We start from the raw sequence: 24,996 nt of genomic DNA on the forward strand, positions 1-24,996 counted from the left end.
CCGCACCAGCAAGGAAAGTCGTTATTTTTGTAAAAATCGACGCTTGATCAGTCCCTTTTATGGGCTACGCGGAGCTTGGGCAGCAGGATTTTCGTGCTAGGATGTCGAAAATTTCGCGATTTTTAGTCGATTTTTGACTAAATTATGCTATTTTGTGCCGATAGGATGAGCGTCTGATCGATGATCGCCTACGCCGCAAACAGCGCAGAAATTCATGCCTCGCCACACGGATTTCCAGCTGTTTTGGCCCCACCGTCAACCATGACCTCAGGGTGTCATCTGCCCTTTCCCGGCTGCACCTGATCGCCATGCTTTTGCGGTCAACAAACCGACGTTTCGCGCAGTCTTGCTGTACCCGATTTCGCGGCCTCGCCGCATCCGTTTTGATTCCCTGTTTTCACCGGGCTGACGCCTGTCCATCCGAGTCCATCCGGAAGCACAAGCTCGCCTGCACTTTCCAGAAACTGACCATGAAATCAGAAGCCTTGCCGGGTGTCCTGTTACACCCGTTATTTCCCCTCGGCCGCCTCCTGGCTACTCCCGGCGCGATTGACCTGCTCGACAGGACCGGCACAAACGCGACCAGCCTGCTGCGTCGTCATCAGTGCGGCGATTTCGGAGACCTCTGTGCATCCGATGTTGGGGCCAACCGGGACGCCGTTCTGACCGGCGCGCGCATTCTGTCCTGCTACGAAGTTGGCACTCGACAAGAGAGGGTCTGGGTAATCACGGAAGCGGATCGACGCGCAACAACCATTTTTTTGCCGAGTGAATATTAAGTATGCCTGAATTTATCGTGCACAAACTGCTGTCGACAGACTCGAAAATTTACTGTTCACAAGGCGAGATTTCAGGGGGCTGCGCGACCCACGCAGCAGCAGCGGCGCTGACCCTCCTCGGCATCCTCGACACGCCCAGCCTAATATCGAACCCGCGATCCAAGCCGAACGCAAAACGGTTCTGGCGGAAGTTGAAAGACGTTTATACGGATGGCATTGGCCTGCAGGAACTTGGACAGCGACTTGACGAACTGGATTTCGGGCTGACTTTTGCTTACGTTGCCGGGTCTCACCACCGCGTCCTCGACTTCACCCGGACAGCCTTGCAAAACGGGCGACCAGTGATCCTGAGCTTTGCTCCGCTGAGTTGTCCTCGACAGCAACATGCCGTAGTTGCGACGGGAACGGCCGGGACGGCGGTGGCGCGCCGCTTCGTTCCGTCGGCGATCCTCGTCACGGACTCTTCGGAATCGCATCCAGGAATTGGGGCGCACAACGCTCGTCTCGAATTCTCGCCGGGTGCCAAACGCGAGCGAAGCAGCCTGTACGTCACCGCGTGGGAACGCTATCGGATCACGCTGTCCTCCGCCCTGTCCTTGCGGCTTGCAAGTACCGGATCAAAACAGCCAGACTGGAAGCCGCCGTGATCGTGCAGTGACAACCCTGGCGCGGCGACTATTCTCCTCGCGGCAGCGCCTTCATGGGTTGCTCTAGCACGCGGTCAATGAACTCATGCGGATCGGCATCCAGGGCAACGAGGACATCCAGTAACTCGATCACGTCGAGACGCCGCCCGCCGCTCTCGTATCTGGATACGTACGTTTGCGTTCGGCCAAGCCGCTCAGCTACGGCCTGCTGGTGCAAGCCACGCTGCTCGCGTAGCTCCTTGAGTCGGGCGGCGACTGCTTGGTAACGGTGATCATGGATGGGATGGGCCATAGCGGAAGTCTAGATGCGCATTTAGAATATGCTATATACGCATATGACATGTTCGACAGAGGAAGAGGCATGATGGACCTGACGATGATCTGGCTGTGTGCGGCTGTGTCTGCCGCCCTCGGCATCGCGCTCGACATGCGCCGGTTAAAAGTCAACCGGGTGGGGTTATCCCCTCCCGGCTGGGCTGTGGTGTGTGTCTGTGCTGGCGCTTTTGCAGTTGTGGCGTACCTGATCCTGCGCCGCCGCGTCTGGCGAAAGCTGATCGACGCGGCGTGGCGGTTTGTTGGCGACAGTTCGTACGCCATTGACGTCCGGCGCGAACGGCTTCGCGCGCTCTGGCACTGCGGACTTATCGGCGAAGCAGCGTTTCGGGCATGCACGCGCACGCTCGATGCCCAGTACCGCTCTACCGTGAACTGACTGCTCATTCGCCTGTGTTGCCGACCGTGCATGCGCCCGTTCCTGCATGCGGTCTGTGGATGCATCTCAACAGTAACGTTTAACCCGGTGAATCATCATGAAACTCTCACTTGCATTTCCGCTTGCCATCTTGTTTGCGGTTCCCGCCGCGCATGCGCAGATGAACCCGATTTTTAGTGCTCTGCAGTCAGTACAAAGTGCGATCACGCAAACCAGACAGTTGCTACCGCAGACGGCCGGAAGCAACGCTGCGAGCGACGCGCAACAGCCCATGAGCGGAAAAGAGAAGCAGGCGCAGGAAGACAGCGCAAGACAGGCCGCGGCCGCGCAAGCCCAAGGGCAAGCACAAATGCAGCAGCGGATGGAGGCGCAAAGAGAATCCGACCAGAGATACGGCACTGGTTCTGCTGGCTATGCCAGCGACCAAGCGGCCATCCTGGCGAGCAACCGGCGTGACGCGGAGCGCCAACAACAAACTGCAGCGCAAGCCAAGTCAATGCCGAATCCATGCCCGGGCGTAAGCCCCAAGCTCTCTGACGGTGCGTTCGTAGTGGCTTGCAAGAACGCAGGGGCAACCGAACAGCAACTGCTTGCCCGTCTTGGCGCTCTGCCGGTGATGCAGCAGGCGCTCTACGCCAACATCATTCAGGACATATACGACAACGACGTAACCGATCAGAAGAAGGGGGACGCCATTGCCAAATACGATGCCCGGTGCACGGCGCAGAACAACTGCCGACGGATTGCCTGGTGACACTTGGGACGCACATGTTCCGCCCCGCGCTTACCCAGCAACGGCGGAGAACCCGATCAATTCGAGCCCTGCCGCGTAGCTAATGAACGGCTCCACTTTTAGCACGCACGCGCAACGACGAGTTCAAATCCGAGTAAATCAATCATGGAAAGTCCATCACTAAACCCTGGCTACTGGACCGAAGGCGAATTAATGACGTTCGGATTCTGTAAAGTCGGCACGAACGTCCGAGTCGCCAAAAACTGCACCATCATAGGCATGCAAAACATATCAATCGGCGACAACGTGCGCGTCGATGGTCCGACCGTAATGTCGGCGTCAAGCGGCTACATAAAGATCGGCTCGCACGTTCACATCGGCGGCATGGCGTTTCTCGCTGGTGGCGGCGGTATCGAACTGGGCGACTTCTCTGGTTTGTCGCAAGGGGTACGTATCTACAGCACTTCGGATGATTACTCTGGTGCGGCGCTGACGAATCCGACCGTGCCAAAGGAATATCTGAACGTCAAGGTCGCGCCGGTAAACCTTGGACGTCACGTCATTGTTGGATCGGGAAGCGTCATCCTGCCTGGATGCTCCGTTGGCGAAGGAGCGTCGATCGGAGCACTGTCGCTGGTTACCAAGAGTCTCGGCCCATGGGGTGTTTACTTCGGAACTCCCGCCAGACGACTTCGCGCGCGATCGAGACAACTGCTCAAACTCGAAGAAGAGCTTATGAAAAAGCCCTAGGTGCACTGTTGCGCTGAGGAAGCGGGGCTCGCCTGTCCTCGGAAGCCTCGCGCTTCCGCCGGGAAATGTTTGACCGGTTGACTCAGGGCGTGAAGCAGACGTTCAATGTTCGCATGTGTGGCCTACGTCGCCAAGCGAAGCTTGCGCAAGCCAGTCCGATCGTGGGGGTATGCATCACTTCATGATTCGATTCCAAGACAGGCACACACGTTATTCGTGATGGTACTGTTCTCTTCGATGGACATTTCGAGCCAACTTGTCATCTGGTTTAGACCTGGAAACATCAGCATCAGGAACTCAGCAACTCCAACACTGGTGACCTTGCTCCTAAACTCGCTCGTTGAGTGAGATTGCAATAGCTCTACGGCTGTCTGGCAGAGGAACAGCATTCTTAGAGCATGTGTCGGTTGCTGCGTTCGGATAAAGAAAAGCAACTCTGGCAAGGCATGACACAGACTTGGAACGTACTCTCTGACTTCTTCGATCTCAAACAGCACGCGCCGGTCGTGATCATAGCCTTCGAAGCTGATTTCCAGCTTGCCCTGGCAGTAGTGAGCGAGTTCCTTGGTTGAGCGTAGGCGGTCGAAGAATGCGCGAGGTCTGCTCGTGTCGCGCGATTTCACTTCAGAAGCATGGATGATGAAGTGAATGTAAGTTGCTTCTGCGATAAGCTGATTTAGTTCCCAGTATTCCTTGAGGTCAGAGAGGCTATCTTGTAGCGGGGGAAGGAGCGCTTCAAGTTCTGGCTTCGCGTCATGTAGTCGATTTTCGAAAGGGATGGTCAACTTCCACCCACTTTCGTTAACTTGAGCTTGCTTTGGGACAAATGTTGACCAATAGCACGTTTCCTCGTCAGGGTGGCAAATAACAATAAGCGTTGGTACTGGATAGTTCGAGAGGTAGTTAAAGTGTTTTAGTTCGCCACGGTAAACATAGCCCCACTTATTCTTCTCTTCGAAAAACGATTTCCCGCATTTAATCTGAACCGCCAATACTTGACCAGTCACCGCCCCCTCGTCGGTAACAACCTCAATCTGTCCATCAATCCCGAAATCATGTTCCTGGTGGTTTCGCTTAAATAACCACTTGAATTTCTCGTGAACGATTCGTGAAACAATGTCGACGCCGCGTTCACCTTTCCGGGCGTTTGAAGTGAATTGGGGGAAGCCTTTAGTCAAGATACCCAACCTGTATTCAAAAGATAAAAATTTGATATCTCCAAGAGCAACTTTGAAAGCTGACGGAGGAATGCCACCCGGCTCCGTTAAGTTGCTGGGCTATTTGTATTTAGCCTACGGGCCAAGCATGCTATCGTCTACTGAGTCACGCCTCGTGTTGTGAGCGACCCGACCCGCACTGCGGCGAATTCTGCCAGTTGCCCGACATAGATTCAACGGGCGCAGTGTGTGCCTCGGCCATACTCTCGCCGGAAATCTTCAAACGACAATGTACAGAGCAACCGACCGCTCTCGGGTCGAACTGAGCCCGTTGTCGGGCTCGGTCCGTCCGAGACGGAATGGTCACACCGCCCTCCATTCGGGGAGGCAGGGTCCAGTTGCGGTCATTCGCCATAGGAACTGTTGCCGACGTTCGGGCAACTGTTCCACTCGAACAGCGGTCATTCCGACGTTGCGAGGTGGCGTCGCCACTTAGGTCGTTGCACCCGTTCGGTACCAATTCCACGAGCGACCGTTTCGAGGCAGAAAGCGGACGAAGCAATGCGAATCATCGGGGCTAGGGACACCGGCGGCTGAGACGGGTCATCCACCGTGTTAGCTCAACTTTTTTTATCGTCGTTACAAACGCGAAATACGAGAATGCAAGTAACGCAATAGCCAGGATTGCCAAGGCGATTGAAAATGCGAACATGATCGCTAACGAGCCTCCCAGGAAACTCCATACGGCAATAACTGGAATCCAGCCAAAAAGCCTAGAGCAATTTAATCGATGGATCAACTCGGCATCGCCGCCGGAAATTTTGACTACGAAGGCGAATGCCGAGCTAAATATTAGGCTGGTGCAGAAAAGGGGCTCCGCGAAAATTTTGACACTGGTCGCCCGGAGCATTTCATCGCTTGCTGAGAGCATGGCAAAAAAGAATGCCAAAGAAGCACCTCCTAATGCAGCGAAGACCCAACTTTGCGCATCTACAAAATTGCTGGTTTTAAAAAATTCTTCGTTGTATTTCACCAAGCACCTCCGGTTACTACGTCGAACGTTTGACAAGCCTAACTGGTCATCTAGAAATGATGAAGTTTTTTTAGATCGACGCCCCGGTAACTCCAACGTTGCTTACTCTTCAGCAGTTCTATCAACTTCCGACTACTTCTAGCGCGAAGCGGATAAACGTACTTTCCCACCCTTAGTCGATGAAATGTAAATATGGCTCGATGATATTTCACCGGCGCGTGATCGTCAAACGTCACATATATTACTCGATGTAGTTTCCACCAGAGAACGGCTACGCTTTTTGAAGAGGCAAATTTAGCATGGAAAATTCCCTCACCGTTGCCTGTCAATGCTTGACCGCCGGCTGGAAAAATTTTGAACCGACGACGCGTGACGTATTCTTCAATTTCAGGGTCGAACGCATATATCGATTGCCTTGAAATTTCTCCACCATCGCTTTGCTTTATTGCCTCCACGATCGCATGAATTATCCTGTAGTGCATACCGTTTTCTTTAGTAACATCCGCGAGCCAGTCCTCACCATAGGCCCTATTACAATGGAATATTTTTATCGCCATCACGGAATTCATCCGAATATTTAATGTTGTCGACTTTGTAATCGAACTATCATCAACTTGCAATCACCATTCTTGGCGATTCTTTAGGCTCTTGGCTAGTGGCGTCTATTTTAGCAAATCCGCTCGGTACCCAGACGAGTCGTGGCGCAAGAAAGAGAGTCTAGGAAACGGTGCATCACGGCGGGGGCCTCCGTTGCCGATGAATCCGTAGGACGTGCGCCCGCGCTTCATACCCGTCCTCACCGGCGGATCAGCGAAGCCCAAAAAGCGGGCATCCAAGTGAAGCGTTTAGGCGACCGCTCGTCGGCGATCGTGGGCTTTTTAGACGCAAACGGTAGTTGGATTTCGATGGTCACTGTCGCAGGCAACGGCCGGCGGGCACTGGCACGAGTCGAACAATAAACTGTGGGTCTCGGTTGTATCGAAGACATCCACACGACTTTTAAAGGTTCGTTCATCTGCGGAGAGTCCGGGCAGGAGCAGATTATCCGGCGGCATCATGCCTGCCATGAGCGCATGGTTGGATATTAGCCATTGCAAGCGGCAAGGTACGTCGAGCGGCCGCTATGTAGACATCTGTGTGTCCTTTGTGGGTCGGCCATGGTCTTACGCGCGATGCGCGGCCTAGGAGTTCACGCGTGCGGCACATCGGGTAGGGTTTGGCCAGGAGCGGTCTCTGGCAGGCGACCACTTTGGAGACGATCGATTATTGCAGATTGTTTTACCATGCCTCGCCAGCCAACCAGTGTTCGACGCGCTCGACTAAACGCTCCGCCTCGAATACACGAGTCTCGGTCTCATCATCACATAGGACTTCGTGCAGGCTGTAGGGGCCCCAGTCACACGGTGCGATGGGCGTATCGCCGTTGACATGAATGTCCGCGCCGAGAATTCGTTCGAAATCGAAGCTGAGTCCAGTGATCGGAGTGCTTCGCAGGTAGGCGCGCAGATGTGTCCAGAACAGGCCGGATTGCGGTGCAAGATCGGTCAGACTTTCAACAGATCGCACGATTGGTTGCACCTGGTCCGAACTATTTCGCCGATATGCGGTGAGAAGATATGCAGATTCATGCACGCATAGTGACGTCAGGTGCGAATATGGAAATTGGATTTCGGGGAATTCCAAAATTTCGTTTTCCTTAGTGGGGTTATAGTACGCCGCCACCTCGGTGCGCAACTGGTCATCCCGCATGGTGCTCTCGAAGGCGAATATGCCTTTAAACATCGGCGGCCCGGACCCGAACACGTGCGTGTCTGGAACATCGTTTAGCAACTGCAGTGAGTCTCGAAGCGTCTTCTTAGTTAGACGAGACTTCACTTCTATCACCGCGCGAACTGATTCAAGCGGAACCACCACCATGGAGCCTTGACGAAATACCGGTGCGAAATCCTGCTGGTCATAGATCAACACGTCTAGCTGACGTGAACATCCGAAGATGAAGCCGGTCGCTATGTGATACCGAGCAGGCAAGTGATTGCGCAACAGTTCCTGAAGCAAAAGCTCTCTATAGGTACCAATACTAGGACCATGCCGAATAATCGACGCAACTCGATTGCTGAGAGCAGTCAGTTCGTCTCCGAAGCTCGCTGCAAATGTCCGCACGCTCTCATGATCCTGTCCATCCTGAGACAATTCGATCTTGACCGAACCGAGTGCCCCAACCTGTACCTCAAAAGAGCCATTCGCGACCGCCGCCTTCAAAAGCGACTCTAGCAATCCTTCGTCCAAGAACGAGAGGCGTGGATCTTTGCGGAGCGCTGCGAGTAATTCTGAGGGAGTTGCCGCTCCTTGCCTTGCGCGAATGATCGAATGCGCCAAGTCTCTGACGTGAACGGCTATTTGGAGCAGTTTGCCCCACTTTTTCCTAGCGGATAGTCCGAATGGGATAGGAAACAGATGTTTTCGTTCGACCAGAGCGCGCCCACCTCGGGGATCGCTCATTTCGAAACATTTGCCATCGGAGCGCTCACAGCACAGCCTCTCCAAACTGTCCCACGGCACGTCCATACGGCACCATGACTCGTCGAGCGATCGAGCGGTCGGCAATGGAATCTCAGGTGTCAAAGAATCCTCTTCGGTGAAGTTATGATTACGCGCAAATCGTCGGCCGATAATATACAGGACCATTGTCGGCGACCGCGATCCAGTATCAATGGTTCGTCGCATTCCAACGGAGGATCGCCTTGAATCGCTGACCGTTCCGGGTCGGGCAGGGGGTAGTGTGCGCTTGCAAACCGGCGTCGCTTAGTCGCTGGCAAAACCATGCGCGTTTAATCGCGCTGGGCTACTTTCAATTTCGTCGGGTGTGACGCGGTGTATTCCTTAGCTCGCCCGCTGATGGGTGTCGCCGCCCAGACTAGTGACGTCCGCGTCGTTGCCACGGTCGGCAGCGGCTATACAGGAGGTAATGCTTGCCGCATGGTGGTTGCGACTGAGCTCCGCTACTCCTGCCGCATCTTTCGAAGAACCACATGTATGGTCGACAGATAGTAGTAAAACATCCAGCTTAACCAGAGCGATGCGTCATAACCGGTTTTTTGCTTTTCATTGTGATGCCTTACTCCAAAGTTGTTCGCAATGTTAAACAAATCAGCCTCGTCCTTCGACGTGATCAATTCCTTCATCTTGGGCCGCAAGTATTCCAGCACGTCAGCCAACTCACGAACTGCCTGACGGCGGTCAGCGATCGTTGCGCCATGTCTCCGATACTGCAACGTTGCCGCGGCCACGCGGCCCGAGACGTTTGCATCGTCAGACGGAATATCGGCATTAAAGATGGGTTCAAATCCTGCTTCCGGTTCGTGCAGGACCTGACCATTCGCAGAAAGCGCAAACCGCTTTTCATAGTGGGACAGTACAGCATTGATTTTTTCGCGCAAGGCCTGTTGGCCATCTCGCTTGTTAAAGGTCTCCCAATGCATCCCGCAGTCAGCATACGAATGCATCGTTCCATCGACTGGTTTTGAGACGTACTGGAAGAGAAATTCGATCATGTCGAATAGGTCATCTTCCTTGTACATCGGTGCTGCCTCCTCGATGGGCCACAATCCCTTCTTTCGGACATTCAGCAATATCTCGAGGCCGACGTCCCGTACTTTTCCATCGACGTCCCCAGCGTCAACACAGGTGAATCCGAATGCTTCATCAAAGTATCCGTCTTGCCTAAGCAGACCGAAAACCCGCGTAAACAGATCAATTACATCTGCAAGCGGGAGGCCGCTGGGATTCGGGTTGCTTCCGGTGCGAAGAGAATAATACGCATGCATATGGATCAGTGCCCGCAGTGAGCCGCGACGCAAAAGGGTCGCTGTTTCTTAATTTCGAACATCAGTCTCGCTAAACTATCGTACGACGCAGGGGGTACTTCCGTCATGGACGCTTCGTGTCTGGTTGATAGTCCAGCGCCAACGAAAGATTTTCGCCTCGTTTCGGAAAGGCTCGACTGAAATGGGTCTTGAAAGCCTCCCAATCGTCATGGGAGCGCATAAAACCAATCGTCGCGTACATATGTTGCGCGAGCGCGGGATTTCCGATGTCCTCCGTAAGCCACTGGAAGTGCTTTGCCTTTCGACGCCCATTCGCATCAACTGGGTTACGCCGCTGGAGCTCGTCTAGCACCCCCGGGCCGAGCCGGTCATAGATAAGATCGTTAATGTAATGTCCGACCACCCCCGGGCGTCGCGAGGTCCCCTTCCACTGCCAACGCTTCAGTCGGAACAGTTGCTCGAAAAACTCATCAGGAAACGTTTTGACCCATGCGGCAAGTTCTCGGCGCAAAAACTTGTCTAGGAAAGCCTGTAGGGCGTCGCGAGCACGTACATTCTGGTATCCGGTGGCTTCGTCCACCAACCCGATAATCCCCAATGTCGCAAAACCGTGCTGCAGGATCGCCGCGCGCTCAGCCAAGTATTTGTATCGAGAGTCGAGAACACCCTTCTGGTCGGCCTTTATAAGCGCGGAACATATGTCCGGGAGGATCGTTGCTTCGTAGCCGTCTGCGGGGTTTCCACCATGTGGCGGGACAAAGCGTATGGTAGAGCTTGCGCGCTTGACCAAATCATCGATTTGCACCCCGTTACGCTCTATTCGGTCCATCAAGGCGGTAATTTTTCGCTCGCCACCTCGACCTCCGCCCTTCGATATCCCGAGTGCGGCGTACAGACCGCTTTGCGATAACACGCGCGTTTCGTCCGGAAGCACGTAACAAGGGATTTCTATGTCACCTATCCGGACTGGTTTGTCGGGAGAACCATGCGTCGCCTTCGGTAAACTTTCTCCCCAACGTGCCAGCGCCGCTTTTTTCGCGATGGCGCTGCGCACTTCCGGACTAAGCGCCTTCGCTCGGGCAGCTCCGCCAATGGCTTTCGATTCGCGCATGCTTGCATCCTGTTTTAGATGCTTGCATTTATAGCACCTATTTTGCAAGCATGCAAAGCGGTTTTTCTTCATGCTTGCATTGTGCCAATGCGAAGGTATGGCGCTGCGGGCCGATTCGTCGGGATTTTTGCGTACCGCCCCGGGCAATCGCACACGCGCGTCGCGAGATCATCGACAGGGGTAGTTCGCTGGCTCATTTGGGTACACCGTAGCGAGCCATGGCTTGCGATAACCCGGAATGGATCAATAGAGTTAACCGGTGTTGAGCCACATGGTAGAATTGATCCATCAATCCAAATGATCCATGTGAGCGGCCATGCGAAAACTCTATTACGGGCGGATTTCCACCACGGACGGGCAGTCGTCTGCAAGCCAATACGAGGACGCCAGACAGCACGGTGTACACGAGAAGGACGTATTCATCGACGAGGGCGTCAGCGGTTACCACGTCGCGCCAGAAGACCGCGAGCAGTGGCGCAGGGCCGAGCATGATCTTCGGCACGGCGGCGTACTGATCGTTCGCTGGCTGGATCGCATCAGCCGCCGGTACGATGAACTGCATCGAACGATGCGCCGACTCATGGAACAGGGTGTGCGCGTTGAGTGCACGCTCAACGGCATGTGGTTCGACGGACGGGAGGAAGACCCGATTCAGAAGGCTATGCGCGACGCTGTCCTGGCATTCATGGCCGCACAAGGGGAAGCGGACTACAAGAACCGAGCGGAAATGCAGCGGCGCGGCGTGGCGATTGCGAAAGCGGCGGGAAAATACAAGGGCCGTGTGCGGTCGCACGATTACGTGGCGATCAAAACGTGGCGAGTCGAGAACGGCGCAAGCATCCGGGAAACCGCCGAGCAGTTCGGCGTCGGGACCGCGACGGTCAAGCGAGCTTGCGCGGAAGAGCTGCTCTCGTCCTGACATCGCATCCGTAACCCTTTGGAAAATTTCACATGTCGAATCGCAGACAACTTGATATAAGCCAGCGTTTGGGTGTTAGCCAATACGATGACGCCGAGCTAGTCCATTGCATCAATGAGTCTTTCCCGAAATGCCACGTTCACGGCGATGAAGTTATCTACGCCCAGGGTGATAACGCTGATTGGGAAATTAAGCTGCTCTACAAGAAAGCTCAACTAGCCGCGATCATTGGCCGCATCGATGAAGAGCAGCTTTCCCAACTCGAGAATCGGATCAAGAATGAGCTTAGCGCGCCGGTGAGGCCTGCAATCGCACAAGTCTTCATGTTCTCTCGGCTTCCAGTGGAAGGCTACATTCGCATCGATGATTGCTTTCAAATGGTGCCACCGCCATCGAGCGCACCAAAGCCCCGCTTTCTCGCTGCGGATAATCCCTTTGTCTGTCAGTTTTCTTTCCGCGAGAGCAGCGTGACGTGGCTTAACGCGTCACGCCGACATGCCAGGCAAATGGAGGTTGGGCTGCTCCTAAACCTGTTGTTGGAGTTTGGTGTACATCCGTCGCTTGGCGATGGTTCAACGTGGGTGATTCGGCCGAGCTCAACTGGAAAGCATCCGGCCTTTACCAGCGAGCTACTCCAACGTGGCTACCTTGTAGATGGCTTTGCGGGACAGTTGCCGAGCTTTTCAAACACTGACCACTTGTTCTCACTGAAGAAAACCCCGCCGGATGAGTACTACTATCAGCTTGGGATTCCGTCAGGACGTGGCCTCGAAGCGGCGACCGACACGATAGAACTTGCGCACAAGTTCTTTGCGCTCCCCGTCGATGTCCGAAAAAAATTTACTCGCTCAATGTTCTGGTTCTATCAGGGGAGCAGTTCCGTCGCCTCGTCGGTTTCCGCCGCGTACATTGCACTGATTAGTGCAATCGAGACGCTACTGCCTGCTGAACACGGCGGACCTGCTTGCGCGGCATGTGGTCGTCCTCTATCCAGGTCAGTGACATCAAGATTCGTGGAATTTATGGACCGTCACGCACCGAAGCAACCTGTCTTTGAGAGCGCTCGAAACGAGTTATACGTCGTGCGGAACAAGCTAACTCACGGCGGCATGTTGTTCATGGGTGACATGTCACTGTCAGTGATCTTAGACCCCAGGCAAGCCCGCGAGTGGGCTCTTCAGGCAGACGCGATGATGTTAGTTCGGGTCGCCTTGATCTCGTGGCTTCGAACGCAGTCTGCGCTACCCGGGTAGGAGCGTCCGAGCCACCGTCTCCCGTGTGGTAATTAAACGGGGAAATCAATCCTGATGGCAATCATCTCGTGTGCATACAATTGATTGCCACTGGATGGCCAACGTTCCGGGCGGCAAGAAATCGGACGATTGATTACCAAAGTCATTGACAGCTCTGGACCATAAACCGCATGTGCCGCCGCAAGGAAACAAGGAGGGTAAAAAATAGCCTTTGTCGCAGCGCGGAACTTTGGCGCGCCATGTGGAGCCGATTTCTATGATAATCTCCGTCTCGGCAACGGTGGTTGACACTCTCCGGTTACATCCGTGGACGCGATTCCGCTGTCCGTTCCCTCGAGAACCTTCTATATCCATCCATCGTTGCCCCAAATATGACGCAGTCTCGCCTTTTCGAACTAAGCGAAATTGACGATCTAGCGCGAGCTGTTGGCGTACCCGCTAGTCACATCGACGCATACGCGAATGCGCCGAGACAAATTGATGCATACACCGTTCTAATGATCTCCAAAAAAGGTCACAAACGGCGAGGCCAATACAGAACCGCGTTTTGGGCGGACGAAGAGTGGTTGTCACAACTACATCGCGGCGTGGCAATGATCGTCCTAAATTCGGTGGATTTTGGGGAGCACGTTCAGGGATATATAAAGAAAAGATCCATTCGAACTAATGCAGAGCATCACCTCGGCGCCAATCAGTTACTACACGCAGATATTAGTGATTTCTTTGACTCCATAACAACTGATCAAATCGCACAGAATTTAATCGCCGTCGGCGCCGCACCGGCGATGGCTTCCCTCATTGCGAAAGCATGCACCATCGATGGCCTCCTCAGGCAGGGCACTAGATGCAGTCCGATCCTCGCAAATTTGGTTTGCCGATCTCTCGATGCCGACATGATTTCACTCGCCCAGTCAGTTGGCGCAAAGTACACGAGATATGCTGATGATCTGACTTTCTCCGGGAACCAGACGCCAAGTAGCGACTCGGTTGCCGCCATAATCACTCGACACGGATTCGTAATACGTGACGGCCGCTGCTATCTTCAGCAGAAAGGCCATCGCCAATATGTAACCGGACTGACAGTTGCTGATACTGCGCAACCGCATCTTCCTAAGCGCCTAAAAGCACGCTTGCGCCTCGTAATGCATTACATCGAGAGGAATGGCATCCGGAAGCATTTCGCACGCCATTGTAGGCGCCCCGTCGCCCGCAATGCTAACGAGCTTTGGGGAATGCTCCGGTTTGCAAAATCGATCGAACCGCAGTTAGCAAGCACTTGGCTCGACCAATGGGCGACCGGTGAACGCATCGATTCGGAAAATGAGAGACAACGGCTCAAGGGACTAGCAAGCTAATTGCAACCAACTCATCCTCGCCTACCGGCACGCTAAAGCGGATTTTCGTCCCGCTTGTGTTTCTCTCCAGTTAGCACGTTTTGCGCAAATCTGATGCGGGTGCGCACATGCTCGAAGAGTGTCGTATCGCCCGAATTCGGCCGCTCCGCCAAATAATGCGCGACGGAAAAGGCTACGAGATTAGCCAACTCGACAAGAAAAGCGCCTCTTTTGTCGGCACCGGACAAAATTGGCTGCGCCAATACTGTCCTCCCGAAGCTATTCAAGACAGAAGCTCTAGCTTGACTCACCGCGGCGAGCTGATGCTCCTCGCGCCCAAGCCAGACTTTTTCAATCGCCTCGGTCTTTTTGCTCATCCTGTGAACGAGCGGCTCCTCATAAAATGCTCGTTCGACGTCGCCTATGCTTGACAGAGAATCGACACTCGCATAGTAGACGTAACCAGAGAATGGCGTAACAGCGAGCCTGCTCATTAGCTTGGTGCGAGCGCCCGGCTGAAGGAAGAGCGTGCGCAAATCCATTCCCGACGCCGACTCCCGCAACGACTTTGGAGCCAATGGGTCGCACGCGACCATATCACGCCAAGAAGAAATTTCGTCGATCAAGGACGATGGCGAATCAGTTACTACGAAAGCCGTCGCCGCAAAGCCTCCTTGCTCGCTGTGTAGGCCATATTCCCCAATAGCCAACTGCGTCATTCGAGGTTGCTTGACCAGCGCCCCGGCAGGAATTCCCTTTGAAGCGTGGCCAGTCTCAGACTCAACGCTCGGTTCAACCTCCCCTTTCACATCGCCGACAAATCGCCCGTCCGAGCCTCCGTGCGACATTTCATCAACCAACTGGGAATTCACCACATCAGCAAGAAATTTCTTCAGCGAGACGTGTATCTGCGCAGATCTGTTCTCAGGCTTGGCGATGCTGAAGTGATCTGCAGCAAGGGGAATTGCCACGGTTGAAGGCACATGAGGCTCGGCACTCTCGGGCAGCACAACCATCGTAACGGGTAGCCGCGGAATGAACCTATACCACCTAGGAAAGCAGACGGGTTGGGTTTCGTAAAAGCTCCGGACCTGAAAACGATATTTCGCTTGGGCGGCACGAAACTGATAGTTCAGTTGGCTCAAGTGCACGCTCCGCGCCTGGAGATCGCTTACCTGGTCGTTGATCTGGAAGAGGCGCTTAAACGGGCTCACCGCCGTCACCGCATTGGCAATATCCGAGCCCAGATGAGGCGTTGCGACAAACACCACGCCAGCGATTTGCCTCAAAAAATCCTGATTCGGCTGAACACCATGCGTCTCAGCATTGACGATTACCGATTTGATTACCAAACCACCAAGGCTGTGCCCAACTAGCACCAATCGCTGACCGGCTAGCCTTGGCTCACTGGTTATGCGGTCGAGAACAGAAGTACCCTGCCTCAATAGCGGCATTGCCCCGCCAGACCATCCTGATGCCTTGGCGTCATACCCCAGCACCCATATAGAACAATCAACATCCTCTCCCACCCAACGTGGCCAGAGTGTCGTATGGTCCTTCTTGTTATGCATCCACGTCTCTTCCGCGTGGCCATTAAGTCCATGAACGAAAATTACGTGGAGACGCTCTTCCGATTTCGATTCGTGGATGCGTCTAAGGTCTGCCATTCTTGTTTTCCTTACGCCCGAAGCACGGCCATCGCAACGATTTAGCTGATGGGAACCAGAGTTGCGCGATCATATCCCGCGACTTTGCGTTTGATAGTCGAATTGTAAGTCAAAATACAAAAAGCCCCGTAGATCATTGAATCTACGGGGCTTTTTGAAGAATTTTGGCGGAAAGGGTGAGATTCGAACTCACGGTACCCCTAAAGGTACACTGGATTTCGAGTCCAGCGCATTCGACCACTCTGCCACCTTTCCGGGTTTTCCAACTCACAAAACTCACAACAGCGAGGCTGTTTCGTCAGATCCAAGCGGGTCGTTGCTTGGGAGAGAAAGATTATAGAACAGCTGAATTCGATTTCCAAGCCCCTCTGACAAAAAATCTTCAAAGAGGCCCGTCAATCGAACCAACGCAGTAGCAGTTTCAGCCTGCCGCGACTTCCAGCCGTTCCACGCCGCCCAGATAAGGCCGCAGCGCCGCCGGCACCGTGACCGAGCCATCCGCGTTCTGGAAGTTCTCCAGCACCGCGACCAGCGTCCGGCCAACAGCGAGACCCGAGCCGTTCAGCGTATGCACCAGCTCCGGCTTGCCTTGCGCATTGCGATAACGCGCCTGCATCCGGCGCGCCTGGAACGACTCCGTATTCGAGCAGCTCGAAATCTCGCGATAGGTATTCTGCGCGGGCAGCCAAACCTCCAGGTCATAGGTCTTGGAAGCCGAGAAACCCATGTCGCCCGTGCACAGCGTAATCACGCGGTACGGCAACTCGAGCTTCTGCAAGATCGTCTCTGCATGGCCGACCATCTGCTCGAGCGCGTCATACGACGTTTCCGGCGCGACGATCTGCACCATCTCGACCTTGTCGAACTGATGCTGGCGGATCATGCCGCGCGTGTCGCGGCCATACGAGCCCGCTTCCGAGCGGAAGCACGGCGAATGCGCGGTCAGCTTGATCGGCAGCGCGCTCGCTTCGACGATGCTGTCGCGCACCGTGTTCGTCAGCGAAATTTCCGACGTCGAAATCAGATACTGCGTGACCGTGTTCTCGCCACCGCCCTTCTCGACGCGGAACATGTCGTCGGCAAATTTCGGCAGTTGGCCGGTGCCGTACAGAATCTCCGGATTCACGATGTACGGCGTGTAAATCTCGGTGTAGCCGTGCTGCTGCGTATGCGTGTCGATCATGAACTGCGCGAGCGCACGGTGCAGCCGCGCAATCTGTCCGCGCAGCATCGTGAAGCGCGCGCCCGAGAGCTTTGCGCCGGTCTCGAAGTCGAGGCCGAGCGGCGTGCCGACATCGACGTGATCCTTCACCTCGAAGTCGAACTGACGCGGCGTGCCCCAGCGGCGCACTTCGACGTTGTCGACTTCGTCCTTGCCCGCCGGCACGCTTTCGTGCGGCAGGTTCGGCACGCCGAGCAGCAGGTCGGACAGACGCTTCTGGATATCGTCGAGCTGAGCCGCCGATGCCTTCATCGCGTCGCCGAGGCCGCCCACTTCAGCCATCACCGCCGAAGTATCCTCGCCCCGCCCTTTCATCGCGCCGATCTGCTTCGACAGGCTGTTGCGGCGCGCCTGCATTTCTTCGGTACGGGTCTGGGTGTCGCGGCGTTCCGCTTCGAGCGCGGTGAACGCCGCCACGTCGAGGGTATAGCCGCGGTCGGCGAGGCGCTTCGCGACGCCGTCGAGGTCTTTGCGCAGCAGCTGAATGTCGAGCATGAGATGGGGCGGGTGTTCGTTGTATGAAGGTGGGATTTTAGCGCACCGGCGCGGGCGGCCGGTACGTTAGATGGGCAAGGCGCGCGGAATGCGGCCGCGGCCGCGGAACGCGCCGCGCAAACGCTCAGCCCTCGGTCAGCCCTTTTTAGGCTTGTTCTCGCTGCGCCACCGCGCGTCCAGTTCGGCCAGACGCGCCATCTTGTCGCCGATCTTGCCTTCGAGACCGCGCGGCGTCGGCTCGTACCAATGCGGGTCGCGCATGTTGTCCGGCAGATAGGTTTCGCCGGCCGCATACGCATCCGGTTCGTCATGCGCATAGCGGTATTCGTGACCGTAGCCGAGTTCCTTCATCAGCTTGGTCGGCGCGTTGCGCAGATGCACCGGCACGCTGCGCGACTGGTCCTTGCTGACGAAACGGCGCGCCTCGTTGTATGCGTTGTACCCGGCGTTCGACTTCGGCGCGACCGCCAGGTAGATGATCGCCTGCGCCAGCGCCAATTCGCCTTCGGGCGTGCCGAGGCGCTCGTAGGTTTCGGCGGCATCGAGCGCGATACGGGCCGCGCGCGGATCGGCCAAGCCGATGTCTTCCCACGCCATCCGCACGATGCGTCGCGCGAGATAACGCGGGTCCGCGCCGCCGTCGAGCATCCGGCAGAACCAGTACAGCGCGCCATCCGGGCTGCTGCCGCGCACCGATTTATGCAGCGCGCTGATCTGGTCGTAGAATGCGTCGCCGCCTTTGTCGAAGCGGCGCAGATTCTCCGCGAGCGCGCTGCCGAGCAAAGCGCCGTCGATTTCCGTGGTCTTCTGCTGTGAGGCCGCGCGCGCAACGATTTCGAGGTTATTGAGCAGCTTGCGGCCGTCGCCGTCGGCGGAACCGATCAGCGCGTCGCGCGCTTCGTCGGTGAACGTGAGGCCGCCGAGTTCTTTCTGCGCGCGCTCGAGCAGTTCACGCTGCTCTTCGTCGGTGAGGCTTTTCAGCACGTAGACCGCGGCTCGCGAAAGCAACGCGCTATTCACCTCGAACGACGGATTCTCGGTCGTCGCGCCGACGAACACGAACAGCCCCGACTCGACGTGCGGCAAGAACGCGTCTTGCTGACTCTTGTTGAAGCGATGCACTTCGTCGACGAACACCAGCGTCTGATGCCCGTTCGCGCGATGAATCTGCGCGGTCTCGACGGCTTCGCGGATATCCTTCACGCCGGAAAGCACCGCGGACAACGCGATGAACTCAGCGTGAAACGCGTCGGCCATGAGCCGCGCGAGCGTGGTCTTGCCGACGCCGGGCGGGCCCCAGAGGATCATCGAATGGGCTTCGCCGGATTCGAATGCGACCCGCAGCGGCTTGTTCGGGCCGAGCAGGTGCGTCTGGCCGATCACTTCGTCGATATTGCGGGGCCGCAGGCGTTCGGCGAGCGGAACATTGGCACGGGTTTCTTCAAACATGACGTTTTGGGGATAATCTCGGCTTTTCCGGACGCTGTCCGTATGAAGGCGGCGTGCTGCCGGATGAGCAAAGCCGGCACGCAAAGGTGCGGGCAACGTCCCGCATTATGACAGTGACGGCGCCCGGGCGACGGACGCGCGGATCGGGCTGCCGCGTTTGCGCGGCAAATCCAGCTAAAAAATCAGACAACATCAGAAGCAACGTCTGCAACGCTGCCCGCACTTGCGATCGGCGCGGTGTGTTATCTGGCGTTCGTATCGGCTCGAAAGACTGCATACGCTTAGGTTTCCAAACTCACCACGACAAACAGAAAAGGCCTGAATTTGCAGGCCTTTTCCTTTCACGCAGCATCAACGTTCGTCAGTTCAACGCGTAGAGGCGCGATACTCGACACCCGGCAACACGCACAGCAATTCGAAGGCGAGATTCGCGCCGAGCAACGCGGTCGTGCCGAACGGATCATACGGCGGCGCCACCTCGACCAGATCGCAGCCGACGATGTTCAGCCCGTGCGAGCCGCGAATGATTTCCAGCGCCTGCGGCACCGTCAAACCGGCGATTTCCGGCGTGCCCGTACCCGGCGCGAACGCCGGATCGATCCCGTCGATATCGAACGTGATGTACACCGGAGCGTCGCCCATCCGTTCGCGCACGCGCGCCATCAACGGCACCAGCGACTGGTTCCAGCACGCCTCGACCTGCACGACTTCGAAGCCCTGATCGCGGCACCAGTCGAAATCTTCCGCGGCGTAGCCGGTGCCGCGCAGACCGATCTGCACGACGCGGTCGCAATCCAGCAAACCCTCTTCCACCGCGCGGCGAAACGGCGTGCCATGCGCGATCTTCTCGCCCATCATCGTGTCGTTGACGTCCGCGTGCGCGTCGACGTGAATCAGACCGACCTTGCCGTGCTTGCGATGAATCGCGCGCAGGATCGGCAGCGCGATCGTGTGGTCGCCGCCCAGGGTGATCGGCTTGCAATCGTGCTGGAGGATTTCGTCGTACGCGGTTTCGATGCGCTTGATCGAATCGTGCAGGTTGTACGGATTGATCGCGACGTCGCCGATATCGGCCACGCGCAGCGAATCGAACGGCGCGGCGCGCGTGGCCATGTTGTACGGGCGCAGCAGCACCGATTCGCTGCGGATCTGGCGCGGCCCGAAGCGCGCGCCGGTGCGGTTCGAGGTGCCGAGATCGAACGGCACGCCGACGAAACAGGCGTCGAGCCCTTCGGCCGAGCCGACGTTCGGCAGCCGCATCATCGTCGCGATGCCGCCGCAGCGGGGCATCGCGTTGCCGGACAGCGGTTGCGGCCGTTCGCCGGCTTCGGGGGAAATGAAGGAGGAAGTATTCATCGTGTCTCGGCAATGAAAAGGGGCACTAAGCCAATAGGGTGCAACCGGCTGAGGGAAAAGCACCTTGCCGGGCGAATCTCGATTCTTGAGCAGTTTTCGCGAAGTTAAAATACGAACAGAATAAACTTAACATCGATCCTTAACGATGTATCCCGATGTATGTTCTCCCAACTCACCGATCTCGACCTGCGCCTGATCCGCGTCTTCCTTGCCATCGTCGACGCCGGCGGCGTCTCGCCGGCCCAGGCGACGCTCAACATCGGCCAGTCGACCATCAGCACACAGCTCGCCACGCTGGAAACGCGTCTTGGCTACCGGCTCTGTGAGCGCGGCCGCGGCGGCTTCAGCCTGACCGCGCGCGGCGAGCAGTTCATCGACGCGGCCCGCACACTGTTGTCCGCGGTCGATACCTTCGGCATGCAGGCGCGCAATGTCGGCCGCAAGCTGGTCGGCACGCTCGATATCGGTATGATCGGCCACACGCCCGTATCGGCGAGCGCGCGCATCAGCGACGCGATCGGCCGGTTTCGCGGGCGCGATCAGTCGGTGCGGTTTTCGATTCTGGTGCGCTCGCCGGGCGAGCTGGAAGAGCTGTTGCTCAATGGCCGGATTCAGATCGGCATCGGCTATTTCTGGCACCGCGTGCCGTCGCTCGAATACACCGAAGTGTTCGCCGAAGATCAGTTCGCGTATTGCGCGAAAGGGCATCCTTTGTTCACTTCGGCCGGTGAGGTGTCGCCCGCTGAAGCCGCGGCTCACGAATGGGCGTGGCGCAGTTATCCGTTGCCCGAGGCAGAGAGTTCGACCACGCCGCAGAACGTCACCGCCGTCGCGGACAACATGGAAGCGGTCGCGATGCTGGTGTTGTCAGGCCATCATCTCGGCTATTTGCCGGGGCATTTTGCGGCGCCGTTCGTCAAGCAAGGTTTGCTCGCCGCGTTGAACCCGGCAAAGATGCGTTACCGCGTCGCGTTTCATATGGTCACGCGGGCCCGGCAGCATCGCACGGATATCGTCGAGGCGTTTATCGACGATATGAAAGCCGCTCATCCGGTTCAGGCGCTGGAAGTGGATGAGTAACAGTACTGCACCGGGTACTGCGCAGCACATGCCGCGAACAAAAAAACCGCGCATTGGATGCGCGGTTTTTTTCATTGCGTAGCCAGGTGTGCGGGTTATCCGTGGATCACGTCCGCGCCCTTCGGCACCGTGAACTTGAACGCATCCGCCGGCAACGGCGGGTTCTTCTGAATGTTGGAGAACGTCAGCAATGTGACGTTGCCGAACACGTCGTGCAATTCCATCGCTTCGAGATTGCCGTCCTTGAAGCCAATGCCGACGCGCTGGAATTGCGTGTCTTTTGCCTTCGGCGTGAGTTCGAGCCAATCGATGCCGGCCTTCACGCCCGCATCGCGCAGCGTGAAGTTCTTGTCCAGATCGTTGCTGCCGAACAGGATCGCGGCCGGGCTCGCGCCGAGCGCGCCGCCAAGGCTGCGCACCGTGACCTGATTCAGATCCTTGTCGTACACGTAGAGCTTGTCGCCGTCGGCTTGCAGCAGTTGCGCATACGGCTTCTCGTATTGCCAGATGAACTTGCCGGGACGCGCGAACGTGAAGGTACCGCTCGACGTGCCGCTCTTGCCGCCGCCCGTCGACAATACGCCGCTCGCACCGCTTGCGCCCTGCTGCGCCTTGCTCGGCGCACGCACTTCCTGCTGCACAAAGGTGCCGCGCGCCGAGTGGACTTGCGCGACGAACGCCTTCAATTGCTCGGTGCCGCTCGCGAATGCCTGCGACGCGACCAGCATCGACGCGCCGATCGCCACACTGCCGACGCCACGCACGATCGTACGAGCGAGTTGGCCGAAACGGCTGGACTGGACACGCTGTCGAGCGTGCTGCTGCGCGAATGGCTGCATGTAGTTTTCTCCCTTGATTGAATTCGTTTGGCGGTTCCGGCGGCCGGTAGCCGGGAATCCGGCCGGCGCACGATGAGCGGCAATCGCCGGGACGGCAAGCCCAACGCGCGAACCCTTGGGAATCAGCTTAAGCAACGACTCTTAAACGACGCTTATGCCGCCTCGGCCGATTCCGCCGGCTCGTTCCGCGAGGCTGATTTCGCCAGGCCCGTTCGACTGGATTTATTCCGCTTCCCGCGCCGGCGCCAGAATCTCGCGGTTGCCGTTCGACGACATCGCCGACACCACGCCCGAGTTCTCCATCTGCTCGAGCAGGCGCGCCGCGCGGTTATAGCCGATGCGCAAATGCCGCTGCACCAGCGAGATCGACGCGCGGCGGTTCTTCAGCACCACATCGACCGCCTGGTCGTATAAGGGGTCCGACTCGCCGTCGCCTGCGCCGGTTCCGCCGGCGCCTGCGGAGCCTTCGTCGCCCTCGCCCGTCGCACCGCCTTCGAGAATGCCCTCGATATAGTTCGGCTCGCCCTGCTCCTTGAGCTTATCGACGACGCGGTGCACTTCGTCGTCCGACACGAACGCGCCATGCACGCGTACCGGTAAGCCGCTGCCCGGCGGCAGATACAGCATGTCGCCCATGCCGAGCAGCGATTCCGCGCCCTGCTGGTCGAGAATCGTGCGCGAGTCGATCTTCGACGACACCTGGAAAGCCATCCGCGTCGGCACGTTGGCCTTGATCAGGCCGGTAATCACATCCACCGACGGACGCTGCGTGGCCAGAATCAGATGGATGCCGGCCGCGCGCGCCTTCTGCGCGATCCGCGCGATCAGCTCTTCGACTTTCTTGCCGACCACCATCATCAGGTCGGCGAGTTCGTCGATCACGACGACGATGTTCGGCAGCCGCGTAAGCGGTTCCGGATCGTCCGGCGTCAGGCTGAACGGATTCGGCAATTTCTCCTCGCGCTTCGCGGCTTCGTCGATCTTGTTGTTGTAGCCGGCGAGGTTGCGCACGCCCATCTTGCTCATCAGCTTGTAGCGGCGCTCCATTTCGGCCACCGCCCAGTTCAGCGCGTGACCGGCCTGGCGCATGTCCGTGACCACCGGACACAGCAGGTGCGGAATGCCTTCGTAGACGCTCATTTCGAGCATCTTCGGATCGATCAGGATCATGCGGACCTGTTCGGCGCTCGCCTTGTAGAGCAGCGACAGGATCATCGCGTTGATCCCCACCGACTTGCCCGAACCGGTGGTGCCGGCCACCAGCAAGTGCGGCATCTTCGCAAGGTCGGCGCACACCGGCTTGCCGCCGATATCCTTGCCGAGACCCATGGTCAGCGGCGAAGCCGCATCCGCATACACCGCCGAGCCGAGAATCTCCGAGAGGCTCACGGTCTGGCGGCGCTGGTTCGGCAACTCCAGGGCCATGTAATTCTTGCCCGGAATCGTCTCGACCACCCGGATCGACACCAGCGACAGCGAGCGCGCCAGGTCCTTGGCCAGACCGACGATCTGGCTGCCCTTCACGCCCGTGGCCGGTTCGATTTCATAACGCGTGACAACCGGACCGGGATAGGCCGCGACCACGCTCACTTCGACGCCGAAGTCCTTGAGCTTTTTCTCGATCAGCCGCGACGTGAATTCGAGCGTGTCGGCGGAAATGGTTTCCTGCGCGGCCGGCGCCGCGTCCAGCAGCGAGATCGGCGGCAAGGTGGAATCGCCCGGCAGGTCCGTGAACAGCGGCACCTGGCGCTCTTTCTCGACACGCTCCGATTTGGCCGGCGTGACCACCGGCGGCACGATCATGACCGGCTCGTGCTCCTCGATCCGCACACGGCCCTTCTCGACCTTGCCTTCGCGCTTGACCGCCGCAGCTTCGCCCAATTTACGGTCGCGGCCCGCCTCGCGGCGCAGCTTGGCGAACGTGACCGCCGAAATGATCGATTCACCGACCTTTTCCGACACCGACAGCCAGGAAAAACGGAAATACAGCGACAAACCGATTCCGAGCACGATCAGCAGCGCCAAAGTGCCGCCCGTGAAGCCCAGCGCGTGCGACACCCCGCGCGCGACCGCCTCGCCGATCACACCGCCCGGCGCGCGCGGCAACTGCACGTTCAGCGACCACATGCGCAGCGCTTCGATACCGTCGCAGGCGAGCAACACCAGCACGAAGGCTAACGCGTCCGCGAGCCAGCCGGTGTCGCGCGGCGTGTCCTCCTGAAGGTCCTCGTTACGGGTGATACGGCGGTAATTGGCGGAGATATGGCGCCCGAGCAGCACGATCCACCAGTAGGCGGACAGCCCGAACAGCAGCAGCAAGATGTCCGACGTCCATGCGCCGACGCGGCCCGCCCAGTTGGCGATATGGTCGACCTGCGCGGCGTGCGTCCAGCTCGGATCGCGCCGGCTGTAGCTGACGAGCGCCATCAGCAGGAACACGCCGAGCGCCACCTGCAAGATCCAGCGGATTTCGGTGAAAAGGCGCGACATGCGGTGCGGCAATGCCTGCGCGCTCGCGGAATAGGGAGCTTTTGCCATTGATCCTGTTGCTTGTGTGGCCAATTCGCGGCCGGAGTCGCGGCCCAAGCGGCGCCCCGCGCGGCTTCAGGCCCGGTCCCGGCTAGCGGGGACTTCGA

General features: G+C 57.5%; 22 protein-coding genes and 1 tRNA gene. 9 read left to right on the top strand and 14 right to left on the bottom strand.

The window, feature by feature from the left end; genetic code table 11:
• The first annotated feature begins 470 nt into the window (after positions 1–470).
• Both AC3WLT_RS06285 and AC3WLT_RS06290 read left to right on the top strand, forming a co-directional pair.
• Positions 471–779: a hypothetical protein gene (locus AC3WLT_RS06285; RefSeq protein ID WP_492591043.1), complete on the top strand. Its 309-nt coding sequence runs from the start codon at positions 471–473 to the stop codon at positions 777–779.
• Between the two features lie 2 nt (positions 780–781).
• Entirely contained in the window at positions 782–1,426 is a 645-nt protein-coding gene (locus tag AC3WLT_RS06290; RefSeq protein WP_492591044.1) for a hypothetical protein, read from the top strand.
• A 28-nt stretch (positions 1,427–1,454) separates the two neighbouring features.
• Here AC3WLT_RS06290 and AC3WLT_RS06295 read toward each other — a convergent pair whose 3' ends face one another.
• Positions 1,455–1,718: a helix-turn-helix domain-containing protein gene (locus AC3WLT_RS06295; protein WP_492591045.1), complete on the bottom strand. Its 264-nt coding sequence runs from the start codon at positions 1,716–1,718 to the stop codon at positions 1,455–1,457.
• Positions 1,719–1,787: 69 nt separating this feature from the next.
• Here AC3WLT_RS06295 and AC3WLT_RS06300 point away from each other — a divergent pair, with 69 nt between their 5' ends.
• From AC3WLT_RS06300 to AC3WLT_RS06310, 3 genes are all read left to right on the top strand, one after another.
• Positions 1,788–2,138 carry a hypothetical protein gene (locus AC3WLT_RS06300; RefSeq protein ID WP_492591046.1) on the top strand — a complete coding sequence of 117 codons (351 nt, stop codon included), beginning with the start codon at positions 1,788–1,790 and terminating at the stop codon, positions 2,136–2,138.
• Positions 2,139–2,235: 97 nt separating this feature from the next.
• Positions 2,236–2,892, top strand: a complete 657-nt coding sequence (locus tag AC3WLT_RS06305; RefSeq protein ID WP_492591047.1) for a hypothetical protein — start codon at positions 2,236–2,238, stop codon at positions 2,890–2,892.
• Positions 2,893–3,036: 144 nt separating this feature from the next.
• Entirely contained in the window at positions 3,037–3,621 is a 585-nt protein-coding gene (locus tag AC3WLT_RS06310) for an acyltransferase (RefSeq protein ID WP_492591048.1), read from the top strand.
• A gap of 179 nt (positions 3,622–3,800) precedes the next feature.
• On the opposite strand, the gene AC3WLT_RS06315 is transcribed toward AC3WLT_RS06310, so the two are convergent.
• The 6 genes from AC3WLT_RS06315 to AC3WLT_RS06340 form a co-directional block, all read right to left on the bottom strand.
• A complete protein-coding gene (locus tag AC3WLT_RS06315; RefSeq protein ID WP_492591049.1) occupies positions 3,801–4,799 on the bottom strand; it encodes a DUF4365 domain-containing protein in 999 nt (332 codons plus the stop codon).
• Positions 4,800–5,355: 556 nt separating this feature from the next.
• A complete protein-coding gene (locus AC3WLT_RS06320) occupies positions 5,356–5,811 on the bottom strand; it encodes a hypothetical protein (protein ID WP_492591050.1) in 456 nt (151 codons plus the stop codon).
• Between the two features lie 50 nt (positions 5,812–5,861).
• Entirely contained in the window at positions 5,862–6,380 is a 519-nt protein-coding gene (locus AC3WLT_RS06325; protein ID WP_492591051.1) for a hypothetical protein, read from the bottom strand.
• Between the two features lie 709 nt (positions 6,381–7,089).
• On the bottom strand, positions 7,090–8,496 hold the full coding sequence (locus tag AC3WLT_RS06330) for a DUF6602 domain-containing protein (RefSeq protein WP_492591052.1): 1,407 nt from the start codon (positions 8,494–8,496) through the stop codon (positions 7,090–7,092).
• 314 nt (positions 8,497–8,810) lie between these two features.
• Positions 8,811–9,635 carry a hypothetical protein gene (locus tag AC3WLT_RS06335; protein WP_492591053.1) on the bottom strand — a complete coding sequence of 275 codons (825 nt, stop codon included), beginning with the start codon at positions 9,633–9,635 and terminating at the stop codon, positions 8,811–8,813.
• A gap of 103 nt (positions 9,636–9,738) precedes the next feature.
• Positions 9,739–10,746: a P63C domain-containing protein gene (locus AC3WLT_RS06340; protein ID WP_492591054.1), complete on the bottom strand. Its 1,008-nt coding sequence runs from the start codon at positions 10,744–10,746 to the stop codon at positions 9,739–9,741.
• A gap of 316 nt (positions 10,747–11,062) precedes the next feature.
• Between AC3WLT_RS06340 and AC3WLT_RS06345 the strand changes: the two genes are divergently transcribed.
• The 3 genes from AC3WLT_RS06345 to AC3WLT_RS06355 all read left to right on the top strand — a co-directional run bounded on the left by AC3WLT_RS06345 (position 11,063) and on the right by AC3WLT_RS06355 (position 14,273).
• Positions 11,063–11,665, top strand: coding sequence for a recombinase family protein (locus AC3WLT_RS06345; protein ID WP_492591055.1), 603 nt, complete (start codon positions 11,063–11,065; stop codon positions 11,663–11,665).
• Between the two features lie 32 nt (positions 11,666–11,697).
• The gene (locus AC3WLT_RS06350; RefSeq protein WP_492591056.1) at positions 11,698–12,918 is read left to right on the top strand and encodes a hypothetical protein; all 1,221 of its coding nucleotides are present in this window, start codon (positions 11,698–11,700) and stop codon (positions 12,916–12,918) included.
• A 497-nt stretch (positions 12,919–13,415) separates the two neighbouring features.
• On the top strand, positions 13,416–14,273 hold the full coding sequence (locus AC3WLT_RS06355; protein ID WP_492591057.1) for a reverse transcriptase family protein: 858 nt from the start codon (positions 13,416–13,418) through the stop codon (positions 14,271–14,273).
• A 32-nt stretch (positions 14,274–14,305) separates the two neighbouring features.
• Here AC3WLT_RS06355 and AC3WLT_RS06360 read toward each other — a convergent pair whose 3' ends face one another.
• The 5 genes from AC3WLT_RS06360 to speB all read right to left on the bottom strand — a co-directional run bounded on the left by AC3WLT_RS06360 (position 14,306) and on the right by speB (position 20,441).
• Positions 14,306–15,919: an esterase/lipase family protein gene (locus tag AC3WLT_RS06360; protein ID WP_492591058.1), complete on the bottom strand. Its 1,614-nt coding sequence runs from the start codon at positions 15,917–15,919 to the stop codon at positions 14,306–14,308.
• A 165-nt stretch (positions 15,920–16,084) separates the two neighbouring features.
• Positions 16,085–16,174 (bottom strand) — tRNA-Ser (locus AC3WLT_RS06365).
• Between the two features lie 166 nt (positions 16,175–16,340).
• The gene (serS, locus tag AC3WLT_RS06370) at positions 16,341–17,636 is read right to left on the bottom strand and encodes a serine--tRNA ligase (protein ID WP_492591059.1); all 1,296 of its coding nucleotides are present in this window, start codon (positions 17,634–17,636) and stop codon (positions 16,341–16,343) included.
• A 135-nt stretch (positions 17,637–17,771) separates the two neighbouring features.
• Positions 17,772–19,085, bottom strand: a complete 1,314-nt coding sequence (locus AC3WLT_RS06375) for a replication-associated recombination protein A (RefSeq protein WP_492591060.1) — start codon at positions 19,083–19,085, stop codon at positions 17,772–17,774.
• A 366-nt stretch (positions 19,086–19,451) separates the two neighbouring features.
• On the bottom strand, positions 19,452–20,441 hold the full coding sequence (gene speB, locus AC3WLT_RS06380; RefSeq protein WP_492591061.1) for an agmatinase: 990 nt from the start codon (positions 20,439–20,441) through the stop codon (positions 19,452–19,454).
• 159 nt (positions 20,442–20,600) lie between these two features.
• On the opposite strand from speB, the gene AC3WLT_RS06385 reads away from it, so the two are divergent.
• Positions 20,601–21,521: a LysR family transcriptional regulator gene (locus AC3WLT_RS06385; RefSeq protein ID WP_492591062.1), complete on the top strand. Its 921-nt coding sequence runs from the start codon at positions 20,601–20,603 to the stop codon at positions 21,519–21,521.
• 95 nt (positions 21,522–21,616) lie between these two features.
• Here the strand turns inward: AC3WLT_RS06385 and lolA are convergent, their stop codons facing one another.
• Positions 21,617–22,360, bottom strand: coding sequence for an outer membrane lipoprotein chaperone LolA (gene lolA / locus AC3WLT_RS06390; RefSeq protein WP_492591063.1), 744 nt, complete (start codon positions 22,358–22,360; stop codon positions 21,617–21,619).
• Between the two features lie 222 nt (positions 22,361–22,582).
• Positions 22,583–24,898 (bottom strand): DNA translocase FtsK, encoded by a 2,316-nt coding sequence (locus AC3WLT_RS06395; RefSeq protein WP_492591064.1) that lies wholly within the window; start codon positions 24,896–24,898, stop codon positions 22,583–22,585.
• Positions 24,899–24,996 lie beyond the last annotated feature (98 nt).

It is taken from the genome of Paraburkholderia sp. FW306-2-2C-D06C (genome assembly GCF_058781505.1).